Source organism: Paraflavitalea sp., assembly GCF_059502485.1.
Window position 1 is genome coordinate 2,035,776 of sequence record NZ_JCACET010000008.1, and the last position, 20,352, is coordinate 2,056,127.

Annotated in this window: 11 protein-coding genes; 5 read left to right on the forward strand and 6 right to left on the reverse strand. The window is 48.7% G+C overall.

Going from position 1 to position 20,352, the window contains the following annotated elements:
- Positions 1-249 precede the first annotated feature (249 nt).
- From AC5JBY_RS10870 to AC5JBY_RS10890, 5 genes are all read left to right on the forward strand, one after another.
- Entirely contained in the window at positions 250-1,605 is a 1,356-nt protein-coding gene (locus tag AC5JBY_RS10870) for a TolC family protein (RefSeq protein WP_495904608.1), read from the forward strand.
- Positions 1,606-1,623: 18 nt separating this feature from the next.
- Positions 1,624-2,781: an efflux RND transporter periplasmic adaptor subunit gene (locus AC5JBY_RS10875; protein WP_495904609.1), complete on the forward strand. Its 1,158-nt coding sequence runs from the start codon at positions 1,624-1,626 to the stop codon at positions 2,779-2,781.
- 51 nt (positions 2,782-2,832) lie between these two features.
- On the forward strand, positions 2,833-6,027 hold the full coding sequence (locus AC5JBY_RS10880; protein ID WP_495904610.1) for an efflux RND transporter permease subunit: 3,195 nt from the start codon (positions 2,833-2,835) through the stop codon (positions 6,025-6,027).
- Positions 6,028-6,236: 209 nt separating this feature from the next.
- Positions 6,237-6,857 (forward strand): class I SAM-dependent methyltransferase, encoded by a 621-nt coding sequence (locus tag AC5JBY_RS10885; RefSeq protein WP_495904611.1) that lies wholly within the window; start codon positions 6,237-6,239, stop codon positions 6,855-6,857.
- A 236-nt stretch (positions 6,858-7,093) separates the two neighbouring features.
- Positions 7,094-9,019, forward strand: a complete 1,926-nt coding sequence (locus AC5JBY_RS10890) for a glycoside hydrolase family 97 protein (protein WP_495904612.1) — start codon at positions 7,094-7,096, stop codon at positions 9,017-9,019.
- Between the two features lie 622 nt (positions 9,020-9,641).
- Here the strand turns inward: AC5JBY_RS10890 and AC5JBY_RS10895 are convergent.
- The 6 genes from AC5JBY_RS10895 to AC5JBY_RS10920 form a co-directional block, all read right to left on the reverse strand.
- Positions 9,642-12,260 carry a glycoside hydrolase family 3 C-terminal domain-containing protein gene (locus AC5JBY_RS10895; protein WP_495904613.1) on the reverse strand — a complete coding sequence of 873 codons (2,619 nt, stop codon included), beginning with the start codon at positions 12,258-12,260 and terminating at the stop codon, positions 9,642-9,644.
- Between the two features lie 41 nt (positions 12,261-12,301).
- Complete coding sequence (locus AC5JBY_RS10900; protein ID WP_495904614.1) at positions 12,302-13,669, reverse strand: alpha/beta hydrolase family protein; 1,368 nt, start codon at positions 13,667-13,669, stop codon at positions 12,302-12,304.
- A 102-nt stretch (positions 13,670-13,771) separates the two neighbouring features.
- Positions 13,772-15,706 (reverse strand): sialate O-acetylesterase, encoded by a 1,935-nt coding sequence (locus tag AC5JBY_RS10905; RefSeq protein WP_495904615.1) that lies wholly within the window; start codon positions 15,704-15,706, stop codon positions 13,772-13,774.
- 4 nt (positions 15,707-15,710) lie between these two features.
- Positions 15,711-18,281: a glycosyl hydrolase 115 family protein gene (locus AC5JBY_RS10910; RefSeq protein ID WP_495904616.1), complete on the reverse strand. Its 2,571-nt coding sequence runs from the start codon at positions 18,279-18,281 to the stop codon at positions 15,711-15,713.
- A 108-nt stretch (positions 18,282-18,389) separates the two neighbouring features.
- Positions 18,390-19,139, reverse strand: coding sequence for an SDR family NAD(P)-dependent oxidoreductase (locus AC5JBY_RS10915; protein ID WP_495904617.1), 750 nt, complete (start codon positions 19,137-19,139; stop codon positions 18,390-18,392).
- Positions 19,140-19,199: 60 nt separating this feature from the next.
- The gene (locus tag AC5JBY_RS10920; protein WP_495904618.1) at positions 19,200-20,234 is read right to left on the reverse strand and encodes a LacI family DNA-binding transcriptional regulator; all 1,035 of its coding nucleotides are present in this window, start codon (positions 20,232-20,234) and stop codon (positions 19,200-19,202) included.
- Between the last annotated feature and the right edge of the window lie 118 nt (positions 20,235-20,352).

Consider the following 20,352-nt stretch of genomic DNA (forward strand, 5'->3'; position numbering starts at 1 on the left):
GACGGTTGGTTCAGCCGTCGGTAAAATATTGTCGTATAACAGATTAAAGCTGAAAGGGTAAAAATTAATTCCATTGTTCCGGGACACTTTAATAATTTTGCGCCATCTCAGGACAAGACCCTGCAACTCTCAGGCAGGTATTATCCCAGGATTGACGCCCCCATGTCATCCCTGCTTTTGCAAGAAAGCAGCATGGTTACCTATGCTAACAATTGCATATTCCGGTACAGTAGTATTTAAAAGTGTATTATGAGCAACCTAAATAAAGAAAGGCTTTCTGTAAAGAAGAAGATCCTCCTGGCATGCCTATTGGCCATAGCCATGCCCTTGTTGTTGCCTGCACAGCAATCATCAACCACCGACAGCGTGTTGCAGCAGGCTACCATCGAGAATGTTATTCAGTATGCTGTAAAACGACAACCGTTGATACAGCAGTCGCTGATTGACCAGGAGATTACAGAGACCACTATTAAATCAAAACTGGCCGATTGGTATCCACAGGTAAACTTTGGGTACAATTTCAACCACATTTTCCAGCTAAACACATTTGTGGTGGCAGGCGAAGTACGTAATGTGGGTTTAAGAAACACCTCCGCAGTACAGTTTACGGCCACGCAAAACATCTTCAACCGCGATGTACTGTTGGCGAGCCGCACTGCGCGCGATGTGCGTCAGCTGGCCCGGCAGAACACCAGCAGCACGAAGATCGATGTGGCAGTAAACGTATCCAAAGGGTTCTATGATGTGCTGGCTACAGAACAACAGATCAAGGTGACCCGGCAGGACATCACCCGTCTGGAGCGCAGCCTCAAAGATGCACAGGCCCAGTACAATGCCGGCGTAACCGATAAAACAGATTACAAAAGAGCATCCATTGCCCTCAACAATACCAGGGCCCAGCTCAAAAGCAACGAAGAGTTGCTGCGCGCAAAAATAGAGCTGCTGAAAGCCTTGATGGGATACCCCGCCAGCCAGCCGCTCAACATTGTGTACGATAGTCTGCAGATGGAAAAAGAAGTAGCGCTGGATACATTGCAAACGGTGAACTTTAGCACCCGTATCGAGTTTCAGACCTTGCAAACACAACGCAGGTTGCAGCAAGCCAACGTGAAGTACAACAAATGGAGTTACCTGCCTACTGTGGCTGCCAACGGATCCTATATCCTGAACTTTCAGAACGATGAATTTTCCAAAGTATACAACAAGGACTATCCTTATTCCTTTGCCGGCCTTACCGTTTCCGTGCCCATTTTCCAGGGAGGAAAAAGGAAGTACAATATACAGAATGCCGAATGGCAATTGAAGTCGATAGATTGGCAGGAGACCGGCCTGAAGAATAGTATCAATTCAGAATATGCACAGGCACTGGCTGGTTACAAAAGCAGTCTGGCAAGCTACCTCGCATTGAAAGAAAATATGGAACTGGCACAGGAAGTATACGATGTGATCAACCTGCAATACCGTTCGGGCGTAAAAACATACCTCGAAGTCATTACAGCCGAGTCGGACCTGCGCACAGCACGGATCAATTACTACAATGCCCTGTACATGGTGTTAGCCGGAAAAATAGATGTACAAAAAGCATTGGGACAAATCAATTATTAATATCAAACATCTCAGTATATGTTGTTCAAAAGGATAGGATATTTCACAACTGTGGGTTGCATGCTGGCCATCGTTTCCTGTGGCGATAAAAAACAGCAAGCACCTGCCGCACAGGGACCTGCCCCGGCAATTCCTGTAACTACAACCAAAGTAACTACTACCGATGCGGTTTATTATGATGAATACCCCGGCACCGTTACCGCCCTCAACCAGGTGGAGCTGCGTGCACAGGTAAACGGATACATCACGGGCATCTACTTCCAGGATGGCGCCCGCGTTAAAAAAGGCCAGCGCCTGTACACGATCGATCAGCAGGCATATGAAGCCAACTACCAACAGGCACAGGCCAACCTGGCTGTACAGGAAGCCAACCTGGTGCGTGCGCAAAAAGATGCCGACCGCTACCACGAGCTGGATAAACAGGACGCCATTGCCAAACAGCAGGTAGACAATGCCGATGCAACCCTCGAAGCGGCAAAAAAGCAGGTAGAGGCGGCAAAAGCCAACATCCGCGCTGTACAAACCAATGTGAAATACTCCACCATCTATGCCCCGTTTGATGGTACCATTGGAATATCACAGGTAAAAGTAGGTGGCCCTATCTACGCAGGACAAACGATCATGAATACAGTTTCTTCCGACAATCCGATGGCAGTTGACTTTGCGATCAACCAGCAGGAACTCTACAGGTTTACCCAGTTGCAACAACAGGGTACTAAGCCGAAAGATTCGGTCTTCACCATTGCCTTTGGTAATGATGTATACCCTGTGCCGGGTTCCATCAGCCTCATCGACCGTGCGGTGGATGTGCAAACCGGCAACATCAAAACAAGATTGGTGTTCCCCAATCCTAAGAACATGTTGAGAGCTGGTATGACGACCAACGTACGCGTGAAGAACACTGCATCTACTGCTGCAGTAATGATTCCTTACAAAGCAGTGGTGGAACAGCTGGGTACTTTCTTCGTTTATGCTGTTACCGATAGCAGCACCGTTACCCAACGTCCGGTAGCCCTGGGCACACAGATCGGTGCCAATGTGATCGTGAAAGAAGGTGTTAAAGCCGGTGAAACGATCGTGGTGCAAGGCGTACAGAACCTGCGCGAAGGGGCAAAGATCACAGATGCACCCCCGCAACAACCCGGTGCACCAGGTGCAGCGCCCGCTAAAAAGTAAGAGATGATTGCACGTTATTATTTGAACAGAGGACTTTAAAGAAGATAACTAATGATAGCAGATACTTTTATAAAACGCCCGGTAACGGCCATCGTTATATCGATCGTGATCGTGCTGGTAGGCCTTATATCACTGAGTAGCCTGCCTATTGCGCAATACCCGGACATTACACCGCCTACCGTTTCGGTAGCGGGCAACTTCACAGGTGCCGATGCACAAACGGTGGAGCAAACCACTACCACGGCCATCGAAACACAGATCAATGGTACACCCGGCATGACCTACATGACCAGCAACAGTACCGGTAGTGGTCAGAGCAGTGTGACCGTAAACTTTGAAATCGGTACTGATATCAATATCGCCACGCTCGATGTACAAAACCGGGTGAGTGTGGCCGAACCTACCTTGCCCGATGCGGTAAAAAGGTTAGGCTTGACAGTACGTAAACGTAACCCCAGCATCATGGTGGCCCTGGCGCTTTATTCGCCAAACGGAACAAAAGACGCCACCTTCCTGGGTAACTATTCCAACATCTATATCAAAGATGCCTTGCTGCGTGTGAAAGGCGTAGGTGATATCGTGACCCGTGCAGATGACTTTGGTATGCGTATCTGGCTCGACCCGCAAAAGCTGGCAGCCCTGAACCTCACCACAGCAGAAGTACTGGCATCACTGTCAGAACAGAACCTGCAGGTAGCGGCCGGTACCATCGGTGGTAACCTCCAGCCCAATGCACAGGCATTTGAGTACAGCGTGCTCACCAACAGCCGCCTCAATACCAAAGACCAGTTTGAAAATATTATCGTGCGCACGCGCCCGGCAGATGGTAACATCGTTTACCTCCGTGATGTGGCCCGCGTGGAGTTGGGTAAATTCGACTATGGTGTAAATGCATTGGTGAAAGCAAAGCCTGCCGCCTTCATCCTGATCTATCAGGCCCCTGGCGCCAATGCCCTCGACACCTGGAATGGTTTACAGACAGCTTTGGGTGAGCTGAAAAAAGCATTCCCCAAAGATGTAGACATTGCAGTTCCGCTTGAAACAGTGACAGTAGTAAAAGTATCCATCGAGGAAGTACTGCACACACTGGTAGAAGCACTGATACTCGTGGTATTGGTAGTGTTCCTGTTTCTGCAGAACTGGCGCGCTACCTTGATCCCCGTACTGGCGATTCCTGTATCACTGATTGGTACGTTCATCTTCTTCATACCATTTGGATTTACGATCAACACACTGACCCTGTTTGCCTTCGTACTGGCCATCGGTATCGTGGTGGATGACGCCATTGTGGTGGTAGAAGCAGTACAACATTATATTGACCATGAGAAGCTATCACCGAAAGAAGCCACCCAAAAAGCGATGGGTGATATCTCCGGTCCGGTAATCGCGATCGCGTTGATCCTCGCAGCGGTGTTTGTACCGGTGGGCTTCATCCCCGGTATCGTAGGGCGTCTCTACCAACAGTTCGCCATCACCATTGCCGTCTCGGTCATTATATCGGCGTTCGTGGCCCTGTCACTAACGCCGGCCCTGTGCTCCATCATGTTGAAACCTTCCAAAGAAGAAGGTGCCCGCAAGAATATACTGGAGAAATTCTTCGATTGGTTCAACAGGGTATTTGGACGACTTACAAATTCCTATACAAGAGGCGTGAGCAAGTGGATCAAGGGAGCACCCTATGTGATCATAATGATGATATGCCTCTTCGTGGGCCTGTTCTTCATGTTCAAGTCTAAACCCACTGGCTTTATTCCATTAGAAGATGAAGGCCGTTTATTCGTTACTTACGAAATGCCGGAAGGTACTTCAACTACCCGCAGCGTGGCCATGCTCAAAGATGTAATGGAGCGCGTGCAATCCATGCCACAGGTGAATGTAGTAGGTGGTCTTGCTGGTTTGAACATCATCAACTTCTCGTTCAAGTCCAACTCAGGTACGATGTTCGTGAGCCTGAAACCCTGGGACCAACGGAAAGGAGAGGAAAACCATGTGCAGGCGGTAATTGCAGAAATACAAAAACGTACACGCGATATCAAGGAAGCACGTATCCTGGCCATTGCGCCGCCGGCCATTCCGGGTCTGGGGCAAACAGCAGGTTTCACATTCGAGCTCCAGCAAACCACCAGCACCGACAACGTGCAGGAGTTTGAAAAAGTAGCCCAGAAATTTCTTGGCGCACTTTACCAGCGTCCCGAGATCGGACTGGCCTATACCTTCTTCTCTACCAAAACACCAAGCTACCAGGTGAATGTGAACAGGGAGCAGGCGAAGAAGCTGGGTGTGCAGATCAATGATGTATATGCCACCATGTCCACCCTGTTGGGTAGTAGCTACGTGAACGACTTCAATATCTATGGACGGAACTTCCGCGTAATGGCCATGGCAGACAGCAGCTTCCGTTCTTCATTGGATGATTTCCGTAATTTCTACGTGCGCAATTCACAGGGTAGCATGATCCCATTGAGCTCATTGGTTACTACCAAGCTGGTGGAAAACCCCGCGGTAATATCACACTATAATATCTACCGGGCAATTGAGATCAATGGATCGCCGAAGCCGGGCTTCAGTAGTGGACAAGCCATTCAGGCTCTCCGCGAAGTAGCTGCACAGGTATTGCCCGCAGGTTATAGCTACGAGTTCTCAGGCATGAGCCGCGAGGAGATCAAAGCAGGAGATAGTACTACTACGGTGTTTGCCATCTCCATTGTGTTCGTGTTCCTCTTCCTCGCAGCCCTGTACGAAAGCTGGTCAGTACCATTCTCGGTATTATTTGCGGTGCCTATCGGGTTGTTTGGTTCTATCCTTACACTCCTGCTGCTGCCCAACCTCAGCAACAACATCTATGCACAGATCGGGATGGTAACCCTGATCGGTCTGGCAGCCAAGAACGCGATCCTGATCGTGGAGTTTGCCAAAGAGCGGGTAGATAAAGGAGTCGATGTGGTACACGCTACCTTACAGGCAGTCCAGCTGCGTTTACGTCCGATCGTGATGACCTCACTGGCCTTCATATTGGGTGTACTGCCGCTGGCCTTTGCAGAAGGTGCCGCAGCCGTTTCCCGTCAAACCATTGGCTGGACGGTATTTGGTGGCATGATCGCAGCTACCACGCTGGCTATCTTCGTAGTACCGGTATTGTTTGTACTGATCACGAAAATGTCCTACGGCCGCAAATTGAGAAAGCTGCAGGAAAGCCAAAAACAACAAGACCAAATCGACAAGAACATCACTACCAGCGAAAGCTAAAAATAAAGACCTGTCAGGTCTAAACTCATCCCCTCAGTAGGATTCAACAAAAAAACAGGGAAGGATTTACTCCTTTCCTGTTTTTGCTTTTATACCATTCCCTCTTCTGTCATTTCGAACGAAGCGATAGCGAAGTGAGAAATCCGCTTGCGACGCCTTCGCCAAAAGGTATCATCGTGAGCGAATAAAATATGTAACTTCATTAACATATGCAGCATGAAAACGAGCAGCCGGAATTTTGGGAAGCAGCCTTTACAGACAAGCAGGAAATGTGGGGCTTTGAACCAGCGCAGTCTGCCATAATAACAAAAGACCTTTTCATCGCAAAAGGAGTGAAGACTATCCTCATCCCAGGAATAGGCTATGGCCGCAATGCCCAAATTTTCAGGGACAATGGCATCACTGTAACAGGGATCGAAATATCAAAGACTGCTATTGAAATGGCAAAAAAGCATTACGGCACAGACATGATCATTCACCATGGTTCCGTAACAGATATGCCATTCGATGATCAGCAGTACGATGGCATCTTTTGCTATGCACTCATCCATTTACTAAGCAGCAGCGAAAGAGAGAAACTGATCCGTGATTGCTACAATCAGCTGTCAGCAAATGGCTACATGGTATTTACCGTGATCTCGAAAGAAGCACATACATACGGAAAAGGCACCTTGATAAGCAAGGACCGATATGAAATGTTCGGCGGCGTAAAAATGTTCTTTTACGACAAAGAATCGATCCGGGCAGAGTTTGGCAACGCAGGGCTATATGAGATCACAGAAATAACCGAGAACTATCCCTTCTTTTTAATTAAATGCACTAAACCCTGACAGGCTCGTACTGTAGTTGTGTGTTTAGCAGAACCAGTAAGGTCTTGTCTGAGGCCTCAGGCCGGCAAGGTGGCTCGAAGTAAACGCAAATTGCCCGGCCCTTCAGGGCCGGGATCATAAACGCCAACCAACCTTGGGCTTTAGCCCAATGCATTATTCGAAAGGTGTGCCTCTCTGTTTTTTAGTGTACAAATGACAATAAATACCTATCTTCCTACCTCAATGCTATCGCTATTATGAAAAAAATGCTTTGGTTACTACCTGCTTTGCTGTCCCTGTTTGCCAGCGCGCAAAAGACCCAACAAATAATAAGCCCCGATAAAAAGATTGTTGTTACTACAGGAGTCACGGATGGCCGTGCCTGGTACAGCGTAAAATACCAGAACAAAGAAGTTCTGCAAACTTCGAAGCTGGGCCTCGAGCTGACGGATGAACAATTTTCACAGGGATTGGTATTCAAAAGCATCTCGGCTGTTGAAAACGTGAAAGACGATTACACGATCCTCAATGCCAAGAAAAGCAACATACAATACAGGGCCAACAGAAGAATTTTGCATTTGACGAATGAAGCTGGCAGAAAGCTGAACATCATTTTCCAGGTGTCAAACGATGGCGTAGCCTTTCGTTATCACTTGCCCAACGCCGCTTCCAATCGCAAAATAGTCCTCGAGGAACATACCTCCTGGCACTTTGGCAATGATGTACTGGCCTGGCTGCAACCTATGCAGGAAGCACAGAAAGGTTGGGAACATGTATTCCCCTGCTATGAAGAACACTATATGCAAGGCATTTCACCGGCCACCCCTTCACCTACAGGCGCTGGTTGGGTATATCCTGCCCTCTTCAAAAAACAGGATACCTGGATATTGCTCACCGAAGCAGCAATAGACAGCACGTGGTGTGCCAGCAGATTACAATCCACCGCTCCGGATGGAGAATACAAATTAGGTTTCCCCGATCAGCGCGAAGTGTTTACCGGCAAAGGTTATTTACCTGAATTTGCCTTGCCTGGGTATTCACCTTGGCGCATCATCACCATGGGTAGCTTGAAAACCGTGGCTGAATCTACATTAGGTACCGACCTCGCAAGGCCCGCCATCAAAATAGATCCATCCTTTATTAAACCAGGCAAAGCCTCCTGGAGCTGGGCTTTGTTGAAAGACAACTCCATTGTATACGATGTGCAGAAGCGTTTTATCGACTATGCCGCCGATATGAAATGGCAGTATTGCCTCGTAGATGTAGATTGGGATACACGCATCGGTTATGACAAGATGAAAGAGCTGGCCGACTATGCCGCTACTAAAAAAGTAGGACTGATCCTCTGGTTCAACTCTTCCGGCGACTGGAACACAACGAAATACCATCCCAAGAGCGCCTTGCTTACCCGTGAACAGCGGGAGCAAGTATTCAGCCGCTTGCAGGGCATGGGCATCAAAGGCGTTAAGATCGATTTCTTCAATGGCGATGGCCGCTCCATGATGCAATACTACCTCGATATCTTGCACGATGCTGCCAAATACAAACTACTCGTAAACTTTCACGGCGCTACTTTGCCGAGAGGTTGGGCTCGCACCTATCCACACCTGATGAGCGCAGAAGGCGTGAAAGGATTTGAGATGATCTCCTTCAACCAGTCTGATGCGGATGCGGCACCGAACCATTGCACAATGCTGCCCTTTACCCGCAACGCTTTCGACCCCATGGACTTTACGCCCATGAGCCTATATAAAATTCCGCGCATCCAAAGAAAGACGACCAGCGCTTTCGAGCTGGGTCTGTCGGTGGCTTTCCTGTCGGGCATACAACACTTTGCTGAAACACCCGAAGGCATGACCCATGTGCCGGATTACGTAAAAGATTTCCTGCGCAACCTGCCCAACCATTGGGATGATGTACGTTTTATTGATGGCTTCCCCGGCAAGCTCTATGTGGTAGCCCGCCAGGCAGGTAAGAAGTGGTACATCGCCGGACTGAATGGTGAAGCAGTGGCCAAAACAGTTCAGGTAGACCTGTCATCCTTCCGCACCAAAAAAGCCACGATGATCACCGATGGCAAAGAACCCCTCTCTTTCGAGCAACAAAATCTACCAATAGCCGGCGGCAAAAAAACGACCATCGACCTGCAGCCCAACGGCGGATTCGTAATTGTACTGGAATAGAAGATAATGTCACGCTGAGCTTGTCGAAGCGTTGTCGAAGGACTTTCAAAGGGTGGGTCGCCCTCCAAGGGCGGCTCACCCTCGAAGAGTTTGTCCCGCCCGGCCAGAGCGCCTCACTCTGGTCAAAAAACTTGTCTTTCTTCCAGGTTTTCCCCCGAGAGCTGTCGGGGTCCATTTTTGGACTCTATTAAATTTGATCCCCTGTTGCAGAAAAATCTCTCCCCGGCAATGATGGACCCAGCCCGGGGATTTCGTAAATTCAATTAAGACCTCCGGTCAGGCCGCTCAAGGCGGCCAGACTGAAAAAGGATTGAAAATCTAACAGTTATGCAAATAAGGGCTTTTCTTCCTGCCAACTCCTGCCATTGGTCGGCCCCACTCGGCTGACACCCTTATCCGGACCTTATCCAGACCTTGTCGAGACATTATCGAGACCTTGTCGGGACTTTATCGAGACCCACTCCTATAGCAATCCTATACCAAACCCGGGTCAGTCCTATCCCAAACACCTTCCACATTCATCTTCCTTCACTTCCTCCGGTATTCGGCAGTTAACAAAAAACAGCCTCTTACCCACGGCGCTTGCCGGAATAAGAGGCTGTAGTAGTCTTTTATAGAACTATTAAGGCAGGCTCGCCTGTACTGCTTGTTGACTTTTAAGACGTTGAGCATCAGGTTGTGCGCCGCCAACGGAAACCACCATTTTGCCGGCTGCAGGTAGCGGCTGGCCATACTCATTGAGGGTAACCAGATCGCCCGGGGTAAGCCGGAACCGCACTGTCTGCGTTTCACCCTTCTTAATAAATACCCGCTGGAAGCCCTTGAGGCTGGAAATAGGTCCGCGACCACTATTGCCCTGGCCGGAAATGTACAGTTGAACCACCTCCTCACCGTCAGTCTTACCTGTGTTGGTCACTTGCACGCTTACGGCTACAGACTTGTCAGCCCCATCGGCTGCCCCAATTTGTAGACCACTATACCGAAAACTGGTATAGCTCAACCCATACCCGAAACCATACAACGGTTGACCTTTGAAGTAGCGGTAAGTGCGGCCTTGCATGGAGTAATCCTCAAAACCCGGCAGGTCGCTATCACTCTTATAAAAAGTAACCGGTAGTCTTCCGGCAGGATTATAGTCGCCAAATAATACGTCGGCAATAGCCGTCCCGGCATCCTGACCGGCATACCAGGCATTCACAATAGCAGGAACATTGGCGGCTTCCCAGGGAATAGCAATAGCACTGCCTGTCATCATCACAAACACCACCGGCTTACCGGTCGCTTTTAATGCCTTCAGCAATTCCGTTTGAACAGTGGGCAACGCAATAGTAGTTCTGTCACCACCATTAAAGCCAGGATAATCCACACGCATTTCTTCACCTTCCAGTTGAGGAGAGATACCACCTACAAATACAATGGCATCCACATTCTTCAAACGACTTGCCAATGCCTGCATATCTGACTTTACAAACTTGCCAGCCCTCAGCTTTACGTTCGCCTTCCCTTCACCCTGGTAATATTCTACCACCAGCCTATATGTTTTTCCTTGCTCTGCTTTCAATTTATACGTACGTGCGCCCCAGCGATTCCTTGTCCACGCATTGATCATTTCTTTTCCATCCACCAAAAAGCGATAGCCATCATCGGCATCCAGTTCAAAAGTAATATCGCCGGTGGTGGTAGGTTTAAAATCAGTGGAATACCGGATAGAAAAATTATAACCCTTCAGCGTGTCAACGATCAGCTGACCTTCCTGCCAGATATTATCGACAGCAGCTTCCACCCGTTTAAAAATAGGCTCACCCTTCAGATCACGGTTGTTGAAATACTCAGCCTGGAAACCAGTTTGTCCATTCCAGGAATACTGATTACCGATCTCCATGTATTGAAGCAAAGTATCATTGGTAAAATTCACACCTTTTTCATAGATCACTTCTGCGCTACTGCCCAGCTTGTTTTTGATCCCTTGTAAAGCAGTAACGATGTTGGAAGGAATACCGTTGTAGTTACCGAGCACAGCAATGGCGTTGTCGGCATTGGGGCCTACTACAGCAATTCTCTTAATGCCTTTGCTCAGCGGCAAAGTATTCTTTTCATTCTTCAGCAACACGATAGATTGACACGCCATCTTCAGCGCATGCGCCTTGTGAGCAGGGCTTTCCAATACGGTGGCAGGCGTTTGTGCCCACTTCACCATAGAAACGGGATCAAATAACCCAAGGCGAAAACGAATAGTGAATAAACGCTTCAGCGAAACATCGATTTGCTTTTCAGTGATCTTACCTTGCTTTACGGCAACCACCAACGCTTTGTAAGCATCCGTGCCACAGTCTATATCCGTGCCGTGCAATACGGCATCGGCGGCAGCGCTGGCTGCATCAGGATGCGTTTTATGATTCTTAAAAAAATCGTCTATTGCCCAGCAGTCGGAAGTAACATAACCGGTAAACTTCCATTGATTACGCAGGATATCCACCATGAGTTGATCACTGCCGCAACAAGGTTGTCCTTTGAAAGCATTATAAGCACACATCACACCAGCCACTTGTGCATCCACCAGTTCTTTAAAAGCAGGCAGGTAAGTGTTCCAGAGATCATAACCATCAGGACTCACATTGAACACGTGGCGCGAAGGTTCGGGACCGCTGTGCACAGCATAGTGCTTGGCGCAGGCAGCTGCCTTTAGATACTTGGGATCATCTCCCTGCAGCCCGCGCACGAAGGCCCTGCCCAGCATAGCTGTAAGGAAAGGATCTTCACCATATGTTTCCTGACCGCGGCCCCAGCGTGGGTCGCGGAAGATATTGATGTTGGGAGTCCAATACGTAAGGCCCACATAACGCTGACCTGCCCTGCCATCCTGGATCGCTTTATTATAGATAGCCCTTCCTTCAAGCGCCGAATAATCGGCCATTAGTTTCAGTGAGTTCGTATCGAAAGTGGCAGCCATGGCAATGGCTTGTGGAAACACGGTGGAGCGGTAAGGCGTTCTGGCCACACCATGCAGCACTTCATTCCACCAGTCATAAGCCGGAATATTCAACCGCGGAATGGCCGGAGTGGAATTCAGCATTTGTGATACTTTCTCTTCCAGTGTAAGCCGTGATACGAGATCATTTACCCTTTCTTCCATAGGGAGAGAGGGATTTTGAAACGTGTATTGTGTTTGACCGAAGCCGAAGGTAGTAGCAAGCAATCCCAATGCAAGAGCGCTACCCTTTATGAAATGGTTCCTGCGCATGCTATAAAAAGTTGAAAATTGAGTAGGAAATGTAAGCTAAATTAAGGTTGCAAATACCGGCTGGCATATTCGATAAAAAAAGACCAGTTTGGACCGGTAGTGTGCCCGCCCGCATGTTGCCGGTAAGCAATTTCACCATTGAGCAATCCTGTTTCCTGCTGAGGCATCTCAGTACTGCCAAGGTCTTTTTTTCCAAGCAAAGTATAAACGGGACCAGCATGAACACCAGCCACGAACATCCCTTTTGCATCGATCCAGGTGCCCTCTACAGAGAGCGAACCAGAACTGATGAACACAGGACGCGGTGCACACAGCGCAACCAATTCATGCGCATCCACTGGTAGATCATTGGGCGTAAGCGGACCTGCATACTTGATAAAGTTGCCGGCAAACCAATGATACTCTCCTGAAGCAGCAAGATTCTCCACCTGCTCCCCAAATACACGGCGTAATATCTTAGCGCCACCTGCACCAGACGAACCGATAAAGCCAATAGCAAACCTTGGCTCATAAGCCATCGCTACCAGCGCTGCCTTGCCATACCTCGATAACCCTTCAATGCCTACACGCTTCGCATCAATCGCTTTATCGGTTTCGAAATAATCCAATGCACGGCTGGCGCCCCATGCCCAGGCTTTCAGCGTGCCCCAGTCATCAGGCTTGCGTGGTTGCCCTTTATTCACGAGGCCAATGATGCCTTGCGTTAAGCCGGCACCATTGTCAGCCTGAAAGCTGGTAGGAACAATGACTGCATAACCCCAACCCTTAGCCAGCAATTGTTGCTGCCAGGAAGGCGGCGCATTACGCGAAGTATCACGTGGAGGATTGAAGCCGGGAGGAAACACAAAACCAAACTCCATGATCACCGGCACGGGACCTTTGGCATTGGCAGGTGTGCCAAGTGTCAGTTGTATATCTACTTTAATAGAAGGATACGATGAGTTATCTACATGCCCCACCAATTTTTTTACGGTCACGGGAATGTTGCCATTCATCTCTTGCGTAGTAGAAACCACTTCCCAGGTTACCTTGGGTGTTTTCTTAGGTGCGCGGCCATAGACCTCTCTATCGAATAATTCCACCAGCTCAGGCCGACGCTTATTCCACCAGGTTTTAGCGTCGGTTACTTTTTGTCCGTTGTTCAGTAACAGTGGATCGGGTAGGGTAGTATAAGGAGAAGCTTTCGATTCATCGGAGTTGGCAGCATTGGGCGCTTGCGGATTGCCCGATGGGCCTGGCCTCGTAGAAGTGATGTTCAGCTGTTGCAACATTTGTTTGTAATCCTGTTGCGTCAACTTATTGATGCTGTCGATGCGTAAACTATCAGCGCGGGAAAGCCTGCGCGGTTGCGCATCGGCGCCAGCTGCTAACAGCAACACCAAAAAAGGAGTAAGGGCAAGTCGTTTCATGGTTGTTATTTTTGAAAACTATATTAAGTAGAACTGTCACCCTTCGACGGCCCAAGAGGTGATACCTTTTCAAAAGGTGTCACCTCTTGGGCGAATACGTTGTCAGTTGTCCGTCCTAAACGGCGAAGCAGGCAAACCCTCTTTGTTATACAGGTTCGGATTATCAGGGTTATCAGCCCACGCATAACGTACGTAAACAGGATTAGTCACTCCATCATTCCATACTACTACCTGGTTGCCACTGATGGTAGCCTTGGCCCACACAAACTTCTTGTCAGCCCCTGCAATAGCAAACTCGCCGGGCGCTTCACCATCCTTCGTGATCAACCCACTGCCGGTATTGGTGAAATTGATGATGATCTTGTTGCCATCGACTTGCTGCGACTGGTAAAGCGGCCCCGAGAAAACCGAACTGCTGTCACCATACGATAGGTGGCGTGCCCATAAAGCCAGGCGCTCACCCACATCCTTTTTATTATCGGGGTGAATATCATTCCATTCACCAAGGTCGATAGCTACAGCCATCCCGGTGTTAGCTACAGCAAGCGTTTTCAATTGCGCTTCGCGCGTAGCAGCCCACTGACTTTCCGATGGCAGGTATTGCACATCCATAAAGCCGGGCAGTTGCACAAATAGGAAAGGAAGCTCACCCTGTTGCCATTTGTTTCTCCAGTCTTTGATCAAGGCAGGCATCAGTGAAGCATATTCCTTGGCGTTGAAAGTGTTGGCTTCACCCTGGTACCACAAGAAACCTTTAATAGTATAATTAGTTGTTGGAGCCAGCATGGCATTGTACAGTGCCGTAGGACTATTCTGTGCTGAAATAACACCGCCACCACCGGGCCTTACAGGAGCATACACTTCTCCCACTTTATACAACCAGGTGCCTTTGAGGTCGATAGTGTCTTTCTCGGCGGCGAGGTAATAAGGTTTGTCGGGAACAAAACCACCCTTGCCGGAATTATTGGTCACACGTATCACCAATACATTTTTACCTGCTTGCAAAGTGCCGGCTGGCAATTGGTACCTGCGTTGCGGATATTGATAAGTAGTATTGCCCACCTGCTTTCCATTCACGTACAGCACGTCGGCATCGATGATCCTGCCTAAGGCAATCTTCGCAGGCTGATTGGCCATAGCCGCAGGTACTTCAATTTCTTTGCGATACCACACCACACCATCGAGATCACGAATACCCTGATCTTCCCAATAACCAGGAATATTGATAGGGCGCCAGTTCACAGGCTTGTAATTCACGGCATACCAGGGATTGTTGGCAGCAAGGCCTTTATCCATTCCCTGTGAGCGCGGCGGCTGGTTGGCAATCGCTTTCCGGTTGTTGTCGTTGAACCAGGCAGTGTCTTTATTACGTGTGATAGTGCTGACAATTGCAGGGAATTCCTGTAAGCCCTCTTCACTGGTCCATGCCTGCGAAGGCGTACCACCCACGCTGGCATTGATCAACCCAATAGGTACTTTGTATTGCTCATATATTTTGCGCGCAAAAAAGTAAGCTACGGCAGAGAATTGTAACACATCCTGCGGGTTGGCTGCTTTCCAATAACCCGTTGGCAGGTCATCATGCGGCCCCTGCATGTCCGTCATCGTAGGTATCCAGAAATGCCTGATAGCAGGATAGTCGGCAGTAGCAATATCCTTTTCGTACCGCTCCCGGTGCAGGATCATTTGATGCACCATGTTCGATTGGCCGGAGCAGATCCATACATCACCAACGAGAATATCTTTCAGTACAATATGATTGCTCGCATCGATGTTCATCTGGTAAGGGCCACCAGCTTTCATAGGAGCGAGGAAGACGGCCCACTTGCCATCCTTGCCCGCAGTGGCTTTGTATTGCTTGCTGTTGAATTTGATGCTGAGTTTTTCACCGGGCGCAGCCCAACCCCATATCCTGATCTTCGCATCCCGCTGCAATACCATGCTGTCACGTACAAGCCGTGGCAGTTTTACTTCGGCATTAACTTGTTGAAACAAACATATCAATGCAGTACATCCAATGGCAATAATTCGTTTCATGCGCTTATTTGCTTAAAGTTTCATTAGGTCCGAGATAACTCTTTTGCGTATCGCCAAGGTCAACCACCAGCTTTTGCAACACTACACCCGGGTTTACCATCCAGAATTTTACCGTGTGCTTACCCTTTCCGCTGATGCGATGCTTGGTAGTTTTGATAATGATATTTTCCGAAACCCACTTGTTCCAGACGCCACTGATGGAGTTCTTGTCCTCCTTGTTGATGCTGATGATCTGAGGAGCTTCATCATCTATAGAAACGGCATATTGCAGACCGTCAGCTGTATTGTGAAAGTTCAGGGTAGGAGAGAAGTAAGCATTGAGAGAAAGCTCACCATCTTTGTAAGTATAAAAATCATACTCCAGACGCGGAGCATTGCCGCCCGGTGTTTGCTGTTTCGCTGTAACAGGGAAAGGAGTGATGGCGTTACCCGTACGTCCATGATCAGGCAGTACCTGCCATTTGATGCCAGGTGCATTGATCACCCTTGTATAGTGATCGGCTCCTATGGAAACACCTGATTGTTCTTGTTGATAGAATACATTACCTGTTACACCTTCGGGTATCAAAGCGTTTGCTACATCCTTCATGCCATCGACGGGTAATTGTGAAGCATTGTCGCCAGTCATATACTTAACTTCGGGCATAGATTGACGGGCTGGTTGTTGCCAGTTCGTATACCCAATATGCGTTTGACTCATCATATGATTCCACTTGCCATTATTGAGGCTATGGTATTGCGCAGTGATGATAGAGTCGTTGGCATACAGTTGCTTCACCTTATCTGCATATACATTGGCGCCGCGCAAGCCGTTTGCATTGGCTGCTTTATTCAGCGCAACATTGTAATACATTTCATACAGATTGGCGCAGGCTTTCACCGGATGCAGTACCAGTTGGAAATATGCATCCTGAGCAGCGGCCGGCAGTGCATTTCCAATAGCTACGGCCTTTTCCAGCAATTCATTATAATCATCAACTACATTTCTCCATTCATAAGTAGCAAGACTATACGTATTGGCATCCAGTAACTCTGGCTTACGCCGGCTGTTATACTTTGCATATTTGGCAAGAATGTCTGCAATAGCAACCGCATGTTCTTTACCAAACTGGCCGGCGGCCCAGTTTTCTGTGTATGCCTGCAATGCATCCGGACCGATCTTTTCCGGGTTCCAGGCATAGTCTAAGAAGAAGGAGATGGGCAGCTCCATGGGTTTGATATCACCCACATTCACGATCCATATTTCACGCGCTTTGTATTCCCAGGCCAGGTGCATCTGTTCCCAGATGCGCGGAAGCGGATTTGTATTCAGCCATTTGTAGTTGCGGGGACCGCCCACATAATCAAAATGGTAATAGATACCATAGCCACCCTTTCTTGGCTTTTCATCTGCTTTCGGCAACTTGCGGATATTCCCCCAGTTATCATCACACAGTAGCAACGTTACATCATCAGGCACACGCATGCCTTTATCATAATAGTCCTGCACTTCTTTGTACAATGCCCACAACTGCGGCGTAGCAGCGGCAGGTTTACCGGTTACTTCAGATATGATCTGTCGCTGGTCTTTCACGATCCTTTCCAGCAGCGCAGTGGCGGTTTCCCGGCTCATAGGTTCATCGCCATCACCACGCATACCTACACTCACGATCTTCTCATTGGTGGCGCGCTGCATGCCGCCACGCCAGAAGTTTTGTAGGTTCACGGCATTACTGTCGTAATTCCATTTGCCGTTTTTGCCATAGCGGCGCCACTCATCATGCGCCCGCATCAGCGGTTCATGATGCGAAGTGCCGATCACGATAGCATATTGATCAGCCATCTTTATATTCAGCGAATCATCATCATAAAAAGCATTGCCCCACATGGCCGGCCAGATATAATTCGACCTTAGCCGAAGCATGAGCTCAAATACTTTTTCATAGAAGCGATGATTAAAGCCGCCAAACTTTTCCTTGCTCCAGCCCGACAACGCAGGCGCCTCATCATTGATGAAGATGCCACGATATTTTACCGCAGGAGCTTGTACAGCGAGACTTGTTTGCGTAAGGTAAAGTTCCTCCTTTTGTTGCACTGGTACATCGGCCCACCAATACCAGGGAGACACGCCCAGCTGTTTGGACAATTGAAGAATACCAAAAGCGGTGCCCCGGCGGTCGCTGCCGGCAATCACCAGCGCTTTGCCAATACCAGGCAGAGGGGCCTGGAGCGTTTGCCATTGAAAAGCTTCCCATTTATTCTTTAGCGAGGTTGTGTTGAGTTTTTTAGCAGTGGCAAGTCGACCAATGACGCCTGGCCGGTCCAGTGAACCAACGATAATGAGGCGACCGGCAGAAGCAGGTAATGCAGTCAGTAAAGCCGGCTTTTTACCAGTTACCCTTTCAATATCTTCCTGTAACAGTGCAGCGGCTTTTTGTACTACAGCATGATCAGCAGGGTCTACATAAATAGCGGTAGAGGTTGATTTATCAACAATAGGAAAAGAGCCTTGTGTAGCGGTATTGCTTACGGTCTGTGCAAAGCTGCACAGGGCGAGCAATGAAAACAATACCACCATACCGGTTTTTTGTTTCATACGATTCATATAGGCAAATACAAGTTATAACAAAAAGGTGGGTCGCTTCTTCAGTCGCCAGCGTCTCGCTGGTGACGTTATTGGCAAGCCTCTGGCTTGCTTCATAGATCAAAAACCAATGCTGTTCCCTCCGTCCACCGGCAACACAACTCCCGTAATGAACTGCGCAGCATCACTCGCCAGGAAATAAGCAGCCTCGCCAATATCAGTAGGCTGACCCATGATGCCCATAGGCGTACGGCCAAACACCTTAGCCTTCCTTTCAGGGTCACTATCCAATGCCTTCGCCGTCATTTCCGAATAGATGAAACCAGGTGCAATGGCATTCACACGAATACCTTTGGGTGAAAGCTCCACAGCCATGGCCCGCGTCATGCCATCGATAGCTGTTTTACTGGCCGAATAAGCAATTACTTTCGGAAGACCATACTGCGCAGCCATCGAGCTGATGTTGATGATGCTGCCCGATTGTTTGGGCAACATATGCTTTACCACTTCACGGCTGAGCGCAAATACCGAAGTCACGTTAGTGAGGAGCACCTGTTGGAACTCTTCATCCGTTACCTCGGTGAATTCCTTCTTCATATTGATGCCGGCATTATTCACGAGAATATCGATCTGGCCAAATTGGGCAATTATCTGTTGCACAAAACCCGGTACGGAAGCAAGGTCAGATACGTCACAGGCTATCGCATGACATAGCTCACCCAATTGTTGTTGAGCAGCCGCTAATTTTTCCTTATTCCTGCCTGCAATGATGGTTTGGATGCCGTGTTGCACAAACGTCGAGGCAATGGCAAATCCAAGGCCAGAGCCGCCTCCGGTCACTATAGCTGTTTTTCGGCGAATTGCTGTCATTGTTTGTTGGTTTATGATCTTATGCTTAAATACTTAACTGTTTGGCTTTGCAAAAATATCTCAGGTTGTGCGATTTCTCAATGATGACTTACGGATGATCAGGTCCGAACGCATCACGATAGTATTGGTATGGCTGATATTGGAAATGCCTTGCAAGTGATTTACAAGGCTCCTGGCGGCGATCTCACCCATATCCTGCCCCCGGTAATCGATGGTGGTGAGAGAAGGCTCCACGATCCTGCCGATGGTGTCATTGTTGAAGCCTACCACAGCAATATCCTCAGGAATACGAACACCCTGCTCCTTCAAATGTTGCATACACACCGCTGCGGAGAAATCATTCGTAATGAAAGCCCCGTCTGGACGTGGTTCCATCTGTAATATCTGTTGGGCCGCTTCCACCCCACATCTTTCACTCAGGTCTTTGAGCAGCAGGTACTGGTCGTCAAAAGGTAAACCACGCTCAGCCAGCGCTGCTTTATAACCCTTGAAGCGCTGTGCATAAACGTTGCGCTCCAGGCTGCCGGTCACCATGATGATCCGCTTGCAACCCTGTTCTATCAGATGTTTGGTAGCCTGGTAACCACATTGATAATTATCGATGATCACCTTGGTGCTTTCCGAACGCTCTTCCACCCGGTCGAAGAAGATCACCGGTATGCCCCTGTCCTGGAACTGTGCATAGTGATCGAGCCCAATGGTGTCGAAGGCGAGGGAGGCAATAAGGCCGTCTACTCTCTTATGGAACAGGTTGGCTGCGTTGGCAGCTTCCTTTTTATAACTCTCGGAAGAATGCGCAATAATAAGATCATAACCTGCATCGGAAGTGATCCTTTCAATGCCGGCCAGTACCGAAGTGATGAAATTACTCTTCAACTCATGAACGATCACACCTATTGTATTCGTCTGTTGTTTCCGCAAACTGCTGGCGAAGATATTATGGCGGTAACCCAGCAGGCGGGCCGCTTCCTGAACCCTTGTCCGGGTCTTCTTGGTGATGGCGGGATTATCCTGCAAAGCCCTGCTTACCGTAGCAGAGGAGAGTGCAAGTTTTTTGGCAATATCGTGGATCGTAACCTCTTTCTTCTGTTTCATGTTTGCAATCGGTTGCTGAAGATCGCAAAAAAATATCAAACAGCCCCAAATTGTTTTTACAGGGCCAGAAACCCTGTATATATTATATATGCAGCAGCAATCAGCAGCTTCATCTTGT